The organism is Runella defluvii (assembly GCF_014195535.1).
Taxonomy (GTDB): Bacteria; Bacteroidota; Bacteroidia; order Cytophagales; family Spirosomataceae; genus Runella; species Runella defluvii.
In genome coordinates, this window is sequence record NZ_JACIBY010000015.1 from 1 (window position 1) to 15,817 (window position 15,817).

The window sequence follows — 15,817 nt, forward strand, 5'->3', positions numbered from 1 at the left end:
CGTGCGACGGTGACATTGCTGCCCCCTAGTCTTGCATGTATTAGGCCTGCCGCTAGCGTTCATCCTGAGCCAGGATCAAACTCTCCATCGTAAATTCTATAAAAATTAAGACTTGCGTCTTTGTACTGTTACGCGTCCTGTCGTTTGTTTTCTTCTCACCATTCTGTCAAAGAACTTTTGCTCAAGTCGCTCTCAAGCAATGCGTTAACTCTCTTCGTTAACTTATCTCCTCTTTCTCTTTCCTCGTTTCGGGTTGCAAAGGTCTGACTTTCTTTTTTAATTTCCAAAAAAATTTTGAACTTTTTTTTCAACCTTCAAAACCTCTTCTTCCTTATCAGCTCCCCTTCATTTCTTTCGGGTTGCAAAAGTCTCACTTTTTATTTTAATATCCAAATTATTTTTTGATTTTTTTTATTTCTCAAAATTTTATTTGGATTTTCTCGCCCGCCCTCGTTGTTTGGGGTTGCAAAAGTCCCACTTTTTTCACCCCATTCCAAATATTTACACAACTATTTTTGAAAATAATTTGCAACCGCCTAAAAACCAAACTATTACACCTACAAAAAAACACCCAACTCCTCACTAAAATATCGTAAAACGTGCTCCCGCAAAACGTTTTCTTGGCTAATTAATGAGATTCGAGGCAGTTTTTCGTTCAATTTCCAGTGTGGCCAACCATCTTTATCGAGTCCTTCGAGGGTATAAAAGCCCGATAAACTGAGAACTTTACAGGTAGCAATGTGCATTAAATCCTGTTTTTGTTCTTTTGTAAAGTGCAAAGGTCCCTTTCCCAGCTCTTGAACTCCTATTAAAAATAGCACGCTGTTCAAATCTTCTGGTCTTTTACCCACCATTGACTGTAGCGTATCCAATAACTTTTCCCAATTCTGTTCCAGTTGTTCGTTTACCTCTATCATATCCTTTATATATATATAAGCACTATTTAGAAAGTTCGTCCCAATACTCAACGGCACGACGTAGGTGTGGAATCACGATTGAACCGCCGATGAGCGTGGCGATTGAAAACACTTCTTGAATTTGTGGTTCGGTAACGCCCAATTCTTTACATTTCCCTAAATGGTATTTTACACAATCGTCACACCGAAGTACCATCGAACACGCAAGCCCCAACATTTCTTTGGTTGCTTCATTGAGATGCCCTTCCGAATAACAATTTGTATCCAAATTGAAGAGACGTTTAATGATAAGATTGTCGGACGACATGATACGGTCGTTCATTTTGGTCCGATAGCTATTGAAATCTTCTACAAGTGACATACGTATAAATAGTAAATGCTTTGGTCAATGATATGGTTAACAAAACTGAGGTTATGCCTATTTTGTTCCCTACCTTGACCAAAGCATTGATTCAACAATGAATTAATGAATGATTAATGAGCTGATAGTTCGCTCATTTTCTGTTTATGAACCGAAGTAATTTCTATCAAATCAGCGACTAACCCCGTCCAGCCCATTTGGTGGGATGCCCCTAGCCCATCTCCGTTATCTCCATTAAAGTATTCATAGAATAAGTACAAATCTTTGAAGTGTTCGTCTTCTTGGAACAACTTCGATGAAGTATAAACTGGAATGTTGCCGTTTGCATCTCTACGGAAAATATTAATCAGTCGCTCTGCTACGCACATCGCTGCTTCTCGAACAGTCATAACATTGCCCGAATTGGTGGGGTATTCAATCTCATAGTCGTCGCCGTAGTAGTTATAGAACTTCAACAGTGAATCGACGATTAGAAAGTTAAGCGGGAACCAAATGGGGCCACGCCAGTTGGAGTTTCCTCCGAAAATGCTGCTTTCGGATTCGGCAGGCGTATATTTCACTCGAAGTACTTCGCCATTTACGTAAAACTCGTACGGATGTTTTTCGTGGAACTTCGACAAAGCACGAATGCCATAGTCGGACAAAAACTCTGTTTCGTCAAACATTCGTTTGAGCAGCATTTTCATTCGGTGACCGCGAAGCAAAGCCAATAAGTGTGATTCTCCCTTGCCTGGTTCGTGCCAACGAGATACCAACGACGCCAAATCGGGGCGATTGGTGAGTACCCATTCTACCCTTCTTTTAAAGTCGGGGAGCTTTTCGAGCAAATCGTCGTCCAAAATCTCGACGGCAAACAGCGGAATCAGGCCGACCATAGACCGTACCTTTAACAACATTCCCTTTTTGTCGGGGGTATGAAGTACATCATAATAGAACTGATCTTCTTCGTCCCAAAGACTGATTTTATCACCTCCCAACGATTTCATAGCCGCCGCAATGTGCAAGAAGTGTTCAAAAAACTTCGAGGCCATGTCTTGGTAGGCAGGTCGTACCAACGAAATTTCGCAGGCAATTCGAAGCATGTTCAGCGTGTACATGGCCATCCAGCCAGTTCCATCGGCTTGTTCCAAATACCCACCCGTTGGTAGCTCGGCACTTCTATCAAATACCCCAATGTTATCAAGCCCTAAGAAACCTCCCGAAAAAACGTTGTTTCCTTCGGCATCTTTGCGGTTGACCCACCACGTGAAGTTGAGCAATAGTTTATGAAAAACGCGTTCTAGGAAGGCCACATCGCCTTGTCCGTTCATTTCACGGTCAATTTCATAGACTTTCCAAGTTGCCCACGCGTGTACGGGCGGGTTTACGTCCGAGAAGTTCCATTCGTAAGCAGGCAACTGACCATTGGGGTGCATGTAATACTCCCGAAGCACTACCGCCAGTTGTCGTTTGGCAAAATAAGGATCAAGTCGAGCCAAAGTAACGGTATGAAATGCCAAGTCCCAAGCCGCAAACCAAGGATACTCCCATTTGTCGGGCATTGACAAAATATTGGCCGTGTACATGTGTTTCCACGTAAGGTTACGTGGATAGGCTCTTCCTTTGAACTCGAACGGCATCTTAGGATCGCCTTTGAGCCATTCGTTTACATTATAATAAAAGAACTGCTTGTTCCACAACATTCCCGCAAAGGCTTGACGCTGCACAGTACGAAGCTCGGGGTCAGTAACATTTTTTTGCAAGTCGTCGTAAAACTCGTCGGCTTCGGCTTTGCGTTGTTCAAAAATTTCGTCGAAATCCTCAAACGCGTTCGTCAAGTGAGTTTGATTTGAAAAGCGAAGGCGAATTTCTACGCTTCCGCCAGCGGGTACTATTTTTTTATAATGACCCGCCGCTTTCGAACCAATTTGATTTCGATTGATGTACTGCTTTTTCCCCGTAACAATATAATTATTGATACCGTCTTTGGTGTAAGGGATGGCATTTGGTTTTCCAAACATCTTTTCTGTGTTGGTTTCGTTTTCACAGAAAATTAGCTCATCGGCTCCATCCAAATAAAACTTATACCGTCCCAGCAAGCGGTGGTTCACGTCAATTTGGCGATTGGCAATACCATTCAGAATAGGTTTGTAATTAAACTGCTCGTATCCCCACGACCAGGTGTTGCGAAACCAAAGTGTGGGCAAAATGGTCAATGGTGCTTCTTTGGTGTAGCGGTTGTGGGCCGTAATTTTTACCAACAAGTCGTTTTCATCGGCTTTGGCATACTCTATATATATATCAAAGTAGCGATTATCATTAAAAACACCCGTATCCAAGATTTCATACTCGGGTTGAAGGCGGTTTCGTTTGCGGTTTTCCTCCGATAGTTTGGCGTAAGGAAACGCTTGCTGCGGGTATTTATACAGCAATTTCATGTACGAGTGCGTCGGTGTACTGTCGAGATAATAGTACAATTCCTTCACATCTTCCCCGTGGTTTCCTTCAGGTCCTGTTAGGCCAAACAAACGTTCTTTGATGATGGGGTCATGGTGATTCCAAAACGCAAAAGCCAAACAGACATGGCCTTTATTGTCTGAAATACCACCGATACCATCTTCTCCCCAACGATACGCGTACGAACGAGAAAGTTCGTGTGAGATGAATCCCCACGAATCGCCCCAGTAACTATAATCTTCGCGAACAGTTCCCCATTGGCGTTCAGCCAAGTAAGGCCCCCATTTTTTCCAGCCTTTGTTATCGGCACGCGCATGAATACGCTTTCTTTCGGCAGTATCTTTCATTGTGTATTAGAGTGGGTTATTACAAGGAATTACAAAAATAGCGGAATCAGCGATAGGTTTTTCTGCAATTTTGCATCAAATAAGCATTTATTCCCATCTTCAACTATCTTTTTTATGTATTTTTTACGCTGGAAACTACTATTTATCTTTCTATGGGGCAACATTCCATTGCTTTTTTCTCAAGTTTATTCTCCTACCTCAACCATCGCACTCGTAGGAGCAATGGACGAAGAAATCGAATTACTCCAACGTTCGTTGCAACATTCCAAAACAAAAATCATCCACGGCATTCCTTTTTATACGGGGAAAATTGGGAAACAAAAGGTCGTTATCCTCAAAACAGGAATTGGAAAAGTAAATGCCTCGATGGCGGTGGCTTTTCTTCTCAGCGAATTTCGTCCTAAACAGCTAATTTTTACGGGAATTGCAGGAGGTTTACGTCCCGATTTGGAGGCGGGAGATATTGTGATTGGCAAACAAACGCTCCAATACGATTATGGCCAAGCGACCAACGACAGTACATTCACCCGAAGTACCCGCAACCCGATGACGAAACAACTCAATCCTTTGTATTTTTTGGCTGACTCTCTTTTATTAACAACTGCTCAAGAAGCAGCCAAGCACACCGATTTTCAATCATTGGGCACGACTCATCGTTCACCAAAAATTTTGACAGGAACCATTGTCACGGGCGATTTGCTCGTTACTTCTGAAAACAAGGCCAACGAACTACGCCGAAAGTTTGGGGCGGATGCCACCGAAATGGAAGGAGCAGCCGTGGCGCAAATTTGCTGGCAACAAAAAGTGCCTTGTTTGGTTATCAGAAGCATGAGCGATAAAGCCGATAGCAAAGCACGCGACAGCATCGAAAATTTTAAACAGGTGGCTTCTTACAATTCAGCGCACCTTTTACTAAATTTATTGGGGAAACTTCCCTAAAAAGGTGCATTTTGTGACATCATTCATTCCCTAAATCAGGTCAATATGACTAACCGTGAATTTCATCAACAGCTTTTAGACGAATTGAACCGTCGTTACGAAAAAGTAAAATTAGGCGGTGGACTTAAAAACATCGAAAAACACAAAGCCAAGGGAAAACTGACCGCCCGCGAGCGCATCGACTATTTGGTGGATGCTCCCAACGATTTTGTGGAAGTGGGTGCATTTGTGGGTGACGGTATGTATCCCGATGAAGGCGGTTGCCCATCGGGCGGTGTGGTGATTGGTATCGGGAAAGTATCGGGGCGGCAATGCGTGATTGTGGCCAACGATGCCACGGTAAAGGCGGGGGCTTGGTTTCCGATTACGGCCAAAAAGAACTTACGTGCCCAAGAAATCGCCATTGAGAACCAACTTCCTATTATTTACCTCGTCGATAGTGCAGGGATTTACTTGCCCCTTCAGGCAGATGTATTTGCTGATAAAGAGCACTTTGGACGAATTTTTCGTAACAATGCCGTGATGTCTTCCATGGGATTGCTGCAAGTAGCGGCCATTATGGGAAGCTGCGTTGCGGGTGGGGCTTACTTGCCTATTATGTCGGATGAAGCGCTGATTGTAGAAGGAACGGGTTCTATCTTTTTGGCGGGGCCTTATTTGGTAAAAGCCTCCATCGGTGAAGACGTAGATGCCGAAACCTTGGGTGGTGCCTCCACGCACTGTGAAATTTCGGGCGTTACCGACAATAAATATCCTGACGACCCTTCATGTTTGGACGCTATCAAACGAATTTTTGACCGACTGGGGCATTCGCCTGAAGCTGGGTTTGACCGCATTGTACCCGCTCCACCCCAAAAAAGTCCTGAAGAAATTTTTGATTTGCTCCCCGCCGACCGCAACAAACCCTACGATATGCGCGAAATCATTGAGCGAATTGTGGATAATTCTGAGTTTGAAGAATATAAACAATTGTACGGTCAAACCTTGCTCTGCGGTTATGCTCGAATTGACGGCTGGTCGGTAGGAATTGTGGCCAATCAGCGAAAAATGGTCAAAGCGAAAAAAGGAAGCGGTAACGAAATGCAAATGGGCGGCGTGATTTACTCCGACTCAGCCGACAAAGCTGCCCGTTTTATCATGAACTGCAACCAAAAGAAAATTCCGCTGGTGTTTCTGCACGATGTGACGGGGTTCATGGTAGGCAGTCGTTCGGAACAAGGCGGGATTATTAAAGACGGCGCTAAGATGGTCAATACCGTAGCCAACTCGGTGGTGCCCAAGTTCACGTTTATTATCGGAAACTCTTACGGCGCGGGCAATTATGCTATGTGCGGTAAAGCGTACGACCCACGCCTGATTTATGCCTGGCCAACGGCCCAATTGGCCGTTATGAGTGGGGCTTCGGCGGCCAAAACGTTACTCCAAATCCAAGTGGCTACACTTAAAGCAAAGGGGCAGACGATTGACCCCGAAGTTGAAAAAGAGCTTTTATCCGACATCACCAACCGCTACAACGAGCAGCTTTCGCCGTACTATGCGGCTGCACACTTGTGGACCGACGGTATTGTCCATCCCTTAGACACGCGCCGCATCATTTCAGCAGGTATCGAAGCGGCCAACCACGCGCCCATTCAAAAGCCATTCAATGTAGGAGTGATTCAGACGTAACTTTCTCATTCTAAAGATTATGAAAAATCTACGTCGGGTTATTTTTTTACTTCTTTTACTGTCAAACCAAGTCATTGGGCAGGAGTTTTCGCCTTATTTCGAAGGGCTTACCAAGCAATTGCGTTTAAACAAGCCTAGATTGCCGCGAAACTCCTACCAAGTAAGGCTCTGGGTAAACCTTTCACTGGCGGTTGGGGAAGCCGAAGAATTGTACCTCATTACCCAAAAACGAAAAAAACTATCCCTCGAAAAACGTACTCTTTTTCACACCAAAGAAGGATTTCTACGTTCTACCGTTGATTTCAAAGTAAGTTTAAAAGAAACCACTTTCTTTAATGAACTGATTGCCAACGCTGTTTTATCAAGCCGCGACCAATCCATTATTACGGATTCGTTATACAATGTCTATCGTTCTTTTAAACAAACAACTCGGGTTGAAATACAAGATGGCGAAGTACAAGTGATTTCTAACAAACCTCCCAAATTGACCATGTTACTGGACGGAACTACCTATTATTTTGAGGTGATGGGAAACGGTTTTTTCAGAAAGTACAAGTTTCATTCGCCCAAAGCCTACGCGAAGATGTATCCTGAACTAGGAGAACTAAGTCGAAACGTAGATTTGGTTCGACGCATTTTTATTGCTTTTTTAGAAAAACGGCGAGAAATATCTCTTGTCGAATGTGTAATTCAGCAAAATTCTTGGATTTAAGTTTACTCATTATTAACTTACTAACTAATCATACTTATTGGCCTAATGACACAAGTAACCTATTCATTTGATAATACAATTAAACAGACGATTCAATTATTACGATTACAAAAGCATCAAGCAGGGTTTCCTTTTATGATTGAAAGTAGAGGTGAGTTAAATTCCAACCAAGCTTTTATGGAATATGCAAATGGAATCATTGAAGTAGTCGAATTTGATAAAGAATTTCGTAGCTACTCTTTTGTACGACGTCTCTCTTCTATTGAGGCAAGTGAGATACGTCAAAAATACCTATTTGGGGTATAATGAAAAACCTTTTTGTTATTACAGGCGCCAATGGTGCTGGAAAATCGACTCTTTCGCACTACTTACTCCCCACTCAATGGAAATCATTATCTGTTTTTGACGGAGATAAGTTTTTCGTTGAAGCATTAAAAAACATCTTTCCATCTCAAATCAAATCCCCCAAATACGCACGAGAAGAAGCATTCAAAAGAACAATTACTGAGTTCGAAAGCCTTGTGAGCGAAGCTATTCATAAGCATAAAGATTTTGCGTATGAAGGTCATTTTAGCAGTGATGTACCTTGGGATACCATCAAAAAATTCAAAAATGAAGGCTACCGAGTTACTATGTTCTTTTTAATGGTTGAAAACCTCAGTTTATCTCAAAAACGCGTTGTCGAACGTGTAAAAACTGGAGGTCATTATGTCACTCCCCAAGAAGTTGAAAAAAACTTTATTGGAAATCTCATTTTCCTCAATCAGTACCACTATTTGCTTGATGAATTAATTGTTGCAGACAATTCCTACATAAACCAACCCAGTTTACTGTTACACCATTCTGACAAGGAGATACTTTACATTGCTTCACAAAGGCCACAATGGTTTGAGGTGTACTTGCCCAATCTTCTATAAGCAGTTTTTTATGTCTGTGGCCCAAGTAACCGTCATTTTACCCGTTTTTAACGGCGAACTTACGCTCGCAAGGGCAGTAAAATCAATTCTACACCAGACCTACCCACATTGGAAACTCCTCCTCCTCGACGATGGCTCAACCGATGCTACCTTGGAAATTGCACATTCATTTCAAGATTTTCGGACTACAGTCATCAGTGATGGACTGCACAAAGGCATCGTCGAACGACTTAATCAAGGCGTGGAACTCGCCGATACGCCCTACATTGCACGAATGGACGCCGATGATTTTTCTTTGCCCGAACGGCTAGAACAACAAATTCATTTTTTGGAAAATGCTCCCCAAATTGACCTTGTAGGTACGGCAATTCACTTAGTTGGCCCGACTGGCGAAGTAATTGGAAAGCGTATATTTTCTACTTCACATTCGGGTATAGTTTCTAAGCCTTGGCTCAAAACCATTTCAATCGCGCATCCCACTTGGTGTGGACGTACCGCATGGTTTAAAAAATGGACGTATCACGATTTTTCCAGAAATGAAGACCAAGAACTTCTCCTGAGAGCAGCTGCTTCGAGCACATACTCAAATCTTTCAACTCCTTTGCTAGAATATACCTTTAAAAATAATTTCTACCAAAATTTTAAAACTCGTTTGAGTTGGCTAATCGTTTTGGTAAAACATTATCTAAAAAGAGGGCAGTTTATTGAATTATTTTTAGGTATATCTGTATTTTTTGTTAAAATTTTTCTGGATTTTTTGCGAAAGCTCTTGCACTAATTACCTATTTTAATGTCACCAAGGTTTTAAAAAGTGACTCATTATGAAGGTAATACACACATTTACCGTACCCATTTCGCTTTGTTTTTTAGAAAACCAATCGTCGTTTTGGGATACAAACCAGTACAATCTGCACGTCCTTTCGTCAGAACACGGTGGACTTTTGAAGGAATTTGGTCAAAAGAACCGTCTTACCACTTTTGCGATTCCTTTTACTCGCAACAAAGACATTCTCCAGTCGCTCTCAAATGTAAGAATGCTTTACGCTTACTTCCGTAAGCATCGCCCTACCCTAGTTCACGGCAATACCCCCAAGGCCGCCTTTCTGAGCATGATGGCTGCGACGTTCGCCCGTGTGCCTGTTCGCGTGTATGAAATGCACGGGCTTCCACTCGAAACGGCTCGCTGGCCTTGGAAACTATTCTACTGGGGAATAGAAAAAATGACGTGTGCGTTAGCTACCCACGTCATCGCGGTCAGTCCTTCCCTGCGACAAAGTGCCATCCAAAAACGGTTGATTTCTGCACAGAAAATTTCGGTTATGCACCACGGCAGTTGCAACGGCGTAGATGCCAAACAGAAATTTAACCCTGCTTGTATCGACGTCCAAAAAGTAGAAAATTTACGAAAAAAGTGGAATCTTAACCCAGCTCAGCCCATCGTCGGATTTGTAGGAAGACTCACCCCCGACAAAGGTATTCAAGAATTGTACGATGCTTGGCAATGGGTAAAACAGGTCGTTCCTGCGGCTAAACTTTTGATGGTGGGTGACTGTGACGACCGACAGCCTATTTCCCATCGGCTGCTTTCACAATTGGAACACGATGCTTCGATTATACACCTCAATCACCAATCAGACATTGCTTCCGTGTATGCACTGATTGATTTTTTGGTATTGCCCAGTCACCGCGAAGGACTCGGGAATGTTGTCCTAGAAGCCGCTGCCATGAGCAAACCCGCTGTGGTAAGCAACGTCACGGGTTTGAAAGATGCCGTTGACGATAATCGCACAGGCACGTTTTGCGCGCCCCGCTCTGCCCAAGACCTTGCAGCGAAAATGATTGCTTACCTACAAAACCCACCGCTCGTCCAACAACATGGGCAGGCGGCCCAGCTCCGCATACGCAAACGGTTTGTTCCAGAAGACGTATGGCACGCAAAACTTATGCTTTATCGGCGTTTGGTAGCCGCTACCGAATCCGTAACTTTGCCGCATGTACCCACAATTTTTCAAACCGCTGATTGATAAAACCATCGCTGGTGTTTTACTGCTCCTTACTTTGCCTATTACGCTGTTAGTAAGTGGGTTGTTGTATTTTTATAACGACGGGAAACCGTTCTTTTTTCAACTGCGGCCTGGGCTTCGTGGGCAAATTTTTAGGATTTGGAAGTTCAAAACCATGAACGACCGCAAAAATAAACAGGGTCAACTTTTACCCGACCACGAGCGCCTGACAGCGGTAGGGAAATGGGTACGAAAAACGTCGCTAGATGAATTACCTCAGCTTATCAATGTATTGAAGGGCGATATGTCGCTGGTGGGGCCTCGTCCGTTGCTGGTGGAATACTTACCATTGTACAATCTCCGTCAACAGCGCCGACATGAGGTCAAACCTGGGATTACGGGCTGGGCACAAGTCAATGGGCGTAATGCGATTTCGTGGCAGCAAAAATTTGAGTACGATGTTTGGTACGTAGAAAATCTTTCCTTCTTTCTCGACTTGAAGATTTTATGGCTAACGGCCATGAAAGTAGTTAAATCGGAAGGAATAAATGCTTCCCAAACAACGACAATGAAAAAATTTATGGGAAACAACTAACTCCAACGACTATGCTTTTATACGGTGCAAGTGGTCACGCCAAGGTAATCATCAGTTGTTTGCGGGCCCAAAATGTAGCAATCAACGCCATTTTTGATGATGATTTATCGAAAAACGAACTTTGGGGAATTCCTGTCGTTGGAACGTATCGTGCCCAACAATCGCCGTCTCTTCCCCTCATTATTTCTATAGGCTACAATGCCATACGAAAAAAAGTAGCTTCAACCATCCAACATCGTTTTGGGAAAGTGGCTCATCCTACGGCTATCATTGACGAATCGGTGGTATGGGACGAAGGGACTGTTATTTTTCATAATACGGTAATTCAAGCCGACGCTTACATTGGTAAGCACGTGATTGTCAACACCGCTGCCTCCATCGACCACGACTGTAGTATTGGAGACTTTGTCCACATTGCCCCCAAAGCTACCTTGTGTGGCAACGTTCGGGTGGGTGAATCGACGCTGATTGGCGCTGGTACGGTCGTCGCTCCTAACTTAACCATTGGCAAAAACTGCATGATTGCAGCGGGAAGTGTCATTACCAAAAACATTCCTGACAACGCCATTGTACGCGGAAACCCTGCTCGGGTTATCAAAATAAGTACTTGATTACAAGTTAACTGTTATTTGAGTGTGCCGAGGGATGCTGACACCCCGATATTTAGCTTAGTTCTTCTTAAAGATATGGTATAAAAGCCGACGGACAATGTTGTTGACCCAGCCTCCTGCCCGAATCCAAACAATTGTTTTTATCAAAAGGAGGCCAAACACAATGGCAAAGCCCCAATAGCGACTATCGAGCCATTCGTTGAGTAAAACGGCCAACATTATAAAAACAAAAATGCCCGTTAGCGAAACTAGCAACAACAAAACCACCAAATAGATGATTTGAATAACAATGTTTTCAATCTGCTCTTGGGCTTCAGTTTTAAATAAATCTAGGCGGGCTTCGAGGTATTTGTACAAATAATCCCGAATTTCTTCGATTTTTTCTATCATTCTGGGTAAGTATTTCGATACGGTGAACAATTTTACACAAAACTCTTTAGTCCTACAAAGCGTTTCACAAATGTCGTTCGTACCTTTGTGAACTTTTTATTGATATTAATATGGCTGTAGTTCCTTATAAAGATAAAGACGCCTCTAAGCGTGAGCAAATTGCTGAAATGTTTGACAACGTATCGGCAAAGTATGATTTTTTAAATCACTTCCTGAGCGCAGGAATTGATTTTTACTGGCGCAAACGTGCCATCAAACTTCTTCAGCCCGAAAAACCTCAAACGATTTTGGACATTGCTACGGGCACGGGCGACTTTGCCATTGAGGCCCTCAAGCTCAATCCCACCAAAATCATTGGCGTCGATATTTCGGAGGGGATGTTGGCGGTAGGTCGTGAGAAAATCAAAAAAATGGGCAAGGAAAACGTGATTGAACTTCGCAGTGGCGACTCGACCAACCTCATGCTTGAAACCAATTCGTTCGATGCAGTCATTGCTTCTTTCGGAGTCCGTAACTTTGAAAACCTATTAGCGGGCCTTACCGAAATGTGCCGCGTGACCAAACCAGGCGGAACTTGCGTTGTTTTGGAGTTTTCAAAACCGAAAACTTTCCCTTTCAAACAATTATACAACTTTTACTTTCGTTACATTTTACCAGTTATCGGACGAATGGTTTCCAAAGATGCCTCGGCCTACACCTATTTGCCCGAATCGGTACAGGCGTTTCCTGATGGAAACGACTTTTTGAAAGTTTACGAACAGGCAGGTTTTAAAAACACGAAATGCATACCACTCACTTTCGGAATTTGCTCTATTTACGTTGGCAAAAAGTAATTGTTGGCGCGTTGCTCCTTGGGCAAGCAATCTTGTTTTCGGCAAATGCCCAAACGTCAAGCTATTACCGTAAACATTTAGAACACTACGACGATAAGCCCGTACATTACGGCTTTTTGTTTGCCCTGCCCGTCACCCGTTTTGGAATCGTGCATAGCAATACGTTTTTAACCCAAGATACCCTCAATCGCATTACGGCACCTGCTACCGCAGGTTTTCGCATGGGATTTGTGGTAAATGGCTACCTCAATGACAGTTGGGACATTCGTACGACGCCCTCTGTATCGCTCTACGACCGCCGTGTTCAATACGAATATGCAAAAGGAAGTACGCGAAACGAGCTGCGTGAAGCCACTTGGATTGAAATTCCTGTCTTATTCAAATACAAATCCCAACGTCGTATGAACACCCGCATGTACATGCTTGGGGGTATGACGTTTGGTTTTGAAACCAACGTTCGGAAGCGTCTTCGCCAAGGTTCGGATTTTTTAAACACCCGTGGTTCGGATTTGACCGTGGACTACGGTTTTGGGCTTGAGCAATTCTTGGCCTACACAAAATTTTCTCCCGAAATTCGATTTTCGCACGGGATTCTTAACCTATTCCGTAGCAACGACCTCAATACCGTAAGTAACGGAATCCGTCGTTTGACTTCCCACTCCGTTACAATTTATTTGATGTTTGAATAAACCGATTGTTTTTTCAAACTTTGTAGAAATGAATCCCAAATTGTTGGGATATCCGCTATTTGACCAGTAGCGGATATTTTCTTTTATTCCAAATCATCAACTATCATGTCAGAAATTGCTCTTTTAGACGAAATCCCGTCTTTAGACTTATCCGATTTTACCTCGGGCAATCCTGAGCGCAAAGCCAAATTTGTCCAAGATTTAGGATCTGCTTTTAATACTATTGGCTTTGTAGCCATTTCTAACCACGGCCTGACGGAAGACATTCGGGTGAAACTTTATGAAACAGTTCAGGCTTTTTTTAAACAACCAGACGAAGTCAAATACAAATACGAATTTCTTCAACTCAACGGTCAACGTGGCTACGTCAGTAAAGGGCGTGAAAAAGCGAAAGGGTTTAAAGTAGCTGATTTAAAGGAGTTTTACCACGTAGGACAGCCTACTCCCGAAGGCGAAATGCCTTCCAATGTTTTCCCCGGAGAAGTACCTAACTTTGAAGAATACACAACACTGGTTTTCAACACATTTGAAAATACGGGTAAAACCCTTCTTCGCGCCATTGCCCTGTATCTCGATTTGGACGAAGATTATTTTGAAGACAAAGTGCGTAATGGAGATAGTATTCTGCGCGCCTTGCATTATTTTCCACTCGACCCCGAGACCGTACCCGAAGGAGCCGTTCGGGCGGCTGCCCACGGCGACATCAACCTGATTACGTTGTTGATGGGTGCTAGTGCCGAAGGATTAGAAGTACTCCGTCGCGATGGGGCTTGGATTGCCGCTACCCCTTCTCCCGACCAAATCATCATCAACGTTGGCGATATGCTCGACCGCCTCACCAACCATAAACTCAAGTCAACGATTCACCGCGTAGTCAATCCTCCACGTGAAAAGATGAATACGTCGCGGTACTCGATTCCGTTTTTTATGCACCCACGGGCCGAAATGAACTTGACGTGTTTGAGCAGTTGCGTTACGGCCGAACACCCCAAATTGTACGTTGACATGACTGCAGGCGAATTCCTAAACGAACGCCTCATTGAGCTTGGATTGAAAAAAGCCTAATAACCCACCTCCTCACTGCTTTTTCGGAAGGTAGTGAGGAGACTAAGCCCACTTAATCACTTGTCGGAATCAGTTTTACACTCACACGTTAGGCAAATTCGCTACCTCATCTTTCTCAAAGATGTTCTCGTTCTTGCATTGACGTGTTTTGGAGGTCCACAAGTGCATTTGGTGATGTTTTTGGAACGTTTTGTTCAAAAAAGACGCTACATTACTGAAGCCGAACTTCTTGAATTACAGGCACTTTGCCAAGTACTTCCTGGTCCTACTTCTACTCAAACCATCACGGCTTTGGGCTTTAAAATCGGAGGTCCTACCCTTGCCTATCTTACCGTACTGATTTGGTCGTTGCCTGCCGTACTTGTCATGACGTTGGCAGCATTGGGGATTTCTTACCTCCAGCAACACCACATTTCATTGTCGTTCATGCGTTTTGTAGAGCCAATGGCCATTGGTTTTCTAGCGTACGGCGGCTATTCGATTGGCTCCAAAGTCATTCATAATCAGTCACATTGGATTATTTTAGGAATATCGGCGGTCGTATCGTACATTTTTCCCTCACCCTACATGACACCCATTGTCGTGATTTTAGGTGGTGTCATTACATCTTTTCAATACCAACGACTCCAAAAATTGGACAAAACGCCTATTCGCATCGAGTGGGCCAACTTCTTTCTTTGGCTTGGCGTACTCATTGCAGCAGCCCTTCTTGGGAAAATTACCAACTGGCTCCCGATTCGCTTGTTTGAAAACTTTTACCGAAATGGCAGTTTGGTATTTGGCGGCGGGCAAGTACTTAATCCCATGCTTTACACGGAGTTTGTGGAGTTTAAACAATGGCTCTCACAGCAAGAGTTTTTAACAGGTATGGCCTTGGCTCAGATTGTCCCTGGCCCTGTTTTTTCGATAGCGTCTTACATTGGCGCGCTTTCCATGCGTGACGATGGCGTTTTTGGGCAACTCATTGGCAGTACGGCCGCAAGTTTTGGTATTTTTCTCCCAGGTACGTTTTTAATTTTCTTTGTGTATCGTTTTTGGAACGAATTAAAAAAATACCGAGGCGTCAGAGCTTCGCTCGAAGGACTCAATGCCGCCAGTGTTGGCCTAACCATCGCGGCCGTCATTCGGATGTTTATGGCGACTGCTACCACTTCTACAGGTATTTTTAGTATTCTGCTCACAATTTGTTTACTTTACTTCACCAAAACGCCGCCTTACATGATTGTTTTTGGTGGCATTTTGCTGGGAATTCTGCTTTAGAAGTAGCATTCCCCTTTCCAAAATCAGAAAAATCTACGTTCAACCAATAGTTACTTTTTATTACATTTCTGTTT

Annotated in this window: 17 protein-coding genes and 1 rRNA gene; 13 read left to right on the forward strand and 5 right to left on the reverse strand. The window is 43.5% G+C overall.

The features are described 5' to 3' along the window. From FHS57_RS25685 to FHS57_RS25700, 4 genes are all read right to left on the reverse strand, one after another. Nucleotides 1-91 (reverse strand): 16S ribosomal RNA (locus tag FHS57_RS25685); the annotation flags it as partial. A gap of 466 nt (nucleotides 92-557) precedes the next feature. Further along, nucleotides 558-917 carry a hypothetical protein gene (locus FHS57_RS25690; RefSeq protein WP_183978739.1) on the reverse strand — a complete coding sequence of 120 codons (360 nt, stop codon included), beginning with the start codon at nucleotides 915-917 and terminating at the stop codon, nucleotides 558-560. A 22-nt stretch (nucleotides 918-939) separates the two neighbouring features. Then, on the reverse strand, nucleotides 940-1,278 hold the full coding sequence (locus FHS57_RS25695; RefSeq protein WP_183978740.1) for a carboxymuconolactone decarboxylase family protein: 339 nt from the start codon (nucleotides 1,276-1,278) through the stop codon (nucleotides 940-942). A gap of 113 nt (nucleotides 1,279-1,391) precedes the next feature. Further along, on the reverse strand, nucleotides 1,392-4,061 hold the full coding sequence (locus FHS57_RS25700; RefSeq protein ID WP_183978741.1) for an MGH1-like glycoside hydrolase domain-containing protein: 2,670 nt from the start codon (nucleotides 4,059-4,061) through the stop codon (nucleotides 1,392-1,394). A 114-nt stretch (nucleotides 4,062-4,175) separates the two neighbouring features. Here FHS57_RS25700 and FHS57_RS25705 point away from each other — a divergent pair, with 114 nt between their 5' ends. The 9 genes from FHS57_RS25705 to FHS57_RS25745 are packed head-to-tail and all read left to right on the forward strand — an operon-like array spanning nucleotide 4,176 to nucleotide 11,506. Continuing rightward, the gene (locus FHS57_RS25705) at nucleotides 4,176-5,000 is read left to right on the forward strand and encodes a 5'-methylthioadenosine/adenosylhomocysteine nucleosidase (protein WP_183978742.1); all 825 of its coding nucleotides are present in this window, start codon (nucleotides 4,176-4,178) and stop codon (nucleotides 4,998-5,000) included. A 45-nt stretch (nucleotides 5,001-5,045) separates the two neighbouring features. Continuing rightward, nucleotides 5,046-6,668, forward strand: a complete 1,623-nt coding sequence (locus FHS57_RS25710; protein WP_183978744.1) for an acyl-CoA carboxylase subunit beta — start codon at nucleotides 5,046-5,048, stop codon at nucleotides 6,666-6,668. A gap of 19 nt (nucleotides 6,669-6,687) precedes the next feature. Next, nucleotides 6,688-7,380, forward strand: a complete 693-nt coding sequence (locus tag FHS57_RS25715) for a hypothetical protein (RefSeq protein WP_183978746.1) — start codon at nucleotides 6,688-6,690, stop codon at nucleotides 7,378-7,380. 45 nt (nucleotides 7,381-7,425) lie between these two features. Continuing rightward, nucleotides 7,426-7,686, forward strand: a complete 261-nt coding sequence (locus FHS57_RS25720) for a hypothetical protein (protein ID WP_183978748.1) — start codon at nucleotides 7,426-7,428, stop codon at nucleotides 7,684-7,686. Then, complete coding sequence (locus FHS57_RS25725; RefSeq protein ID WP_183978750.1) at nucleotides 7,686-8,297, forward strand: ATPase; 612 nt, start codon at nucleotides 7,686-7,688, stop codon at nucleotides 8,295-8,297. The genes FHS57_RS25720 and FHS57_RS25725 overlap by 1 nt, the downstream gene beginning before the upstream one ends. Nucleotides 8,298-8,307: 10 nt before the next feature. Next, the gene (locus FHS57_RS25730) at nucleotides 8,308-9,075 is read left to right on the forward strand and encodes a glycosyltransferase family 2 protein (protein WP_183978752.1); all 768 of its coding nucleotides are present in this window, start codon (nucleotides 8,308-8,310) and stop codon (nucleotides 9,073-9,075) included. A 43-nt stretch (nucleotides 9,076-9,118) separates the two neighbouring features. Beyond that, nucleotides 9,119-10,321, forward strand: a complete 1,203-nt coding sequence (locus FHS57_RS25735) for a glycosyltransferase family 4 protein (RefSeq protein ID WP_183978754.1) — start codon at nucleotides 9,119-9,121, stop codon at nucleotides 10,319-10,321. Continuing rightward, nucleotides 10,290-10,895, forward strand: a complete 606-nt coding sequence (locus FHS57_RS25740; protein ID WP_183978756.1) for a sugar transferase — start codon at nucleotides 10,290-10,292, stop codon at nucleotides 10,893-10,895. Before FHS57_RS25735 ends, FHS57_RS25740 begins: the two co-directional genes overlap by 32 nt. 11 nt (nucleotides 10,896-10,906) lie before the next feature. Beyond that, entirely contained in the window at nucleotides 10,907-11,506 is a 600-nt protein-coding gene (locus FHS57_RS25745) for an acetyltransferase (RefSeq protein ID WP_183978758.1), read from the forward strand. A 57-nt stretch (nucleotides 11,507-11,563) separates the two neighbouring features. Here the strand turns inward: FHS57_RS25745 and FHS57_RS25750 are convergent, their stop codons facing one another. Beyond that, nucleotides 11,564-11,896, reverse strand: coding sequence for a phage holin family protein (locus FHS57_RS25750; protein WP_122933044.1), 333 nt, complete (start codon nucleotides 11,894-11,896; stop codon nucleotides 11,564-11,566). A gap of 110 nt (nucleotides 11,897-12,006) precedes the next feature. Between FHS57_RS25750 and ubiE the strand changes: the two genes are divergently transcribed. The 4 genes from ubiE to chrA all read left to right on the forward strand — a co-directional run bounded on the left by ubiE (nucleotide 12,007) and on the right by chrA (nucleotide 15,743). Continuing rightward, entirely contained in the window at nucleotides 12,007-12,729 is a 723-nt protein-coding gene (gene ubiE, locus FHS57_RS25755) for a bifunctional demethylmenaquinone methyltransferase/2-methoxy-6-polyprenyl-1,4-benzoquinol methylase UbiE (RefSeq protein ID WP_028522336.1), read from the forward strand. Next, nucleotides 12,678-13,418: a type IX secretion/gliding motility protein PorT/SprT gene (porT, locus tag FHS57_RS25760; protein WP_183978760.1), complete on the forward strand. Its 741-nt coding sequence runs from the start codon at nucleotides 12,678-12,680 to the stop codon at nucleotides 13,416-13,418. Before ubiE ends, porT begins: the two co-directional genes overlap by 52 nt. 105 nt (nucleotides 13,419-13,523) lie before the next feature. Then, nucleotides 13,524-14,483 (forward strand): isopenicillin N synthase family dioxygenase, encoded by a 960-nt coding sequence (locus FHS57_RS25765; protein ID WP_183978762.1) that lies wholly within the window; start codon nucleotides 13,524-13,526, stop codon nucleotides 14,481-14,483. A 60-nt stretch (nucleotides 14,484-14,543) separates the two neighbouring features. Then, nucleotides 14,544-15,743: a chromate efflux transporter gene (gene chrA, locus FHS57_RS25770; RefSeq protein WP_183978764.1), complete on the forward strand. Its 1,200-nt coding sequence runs from the start codon at nucleotides 14,544-14,546 to the stop codon at nucleotides 15,741-15,743. Nucleotides 15,744-15,817: the final 74 nt, after the last annotated feature.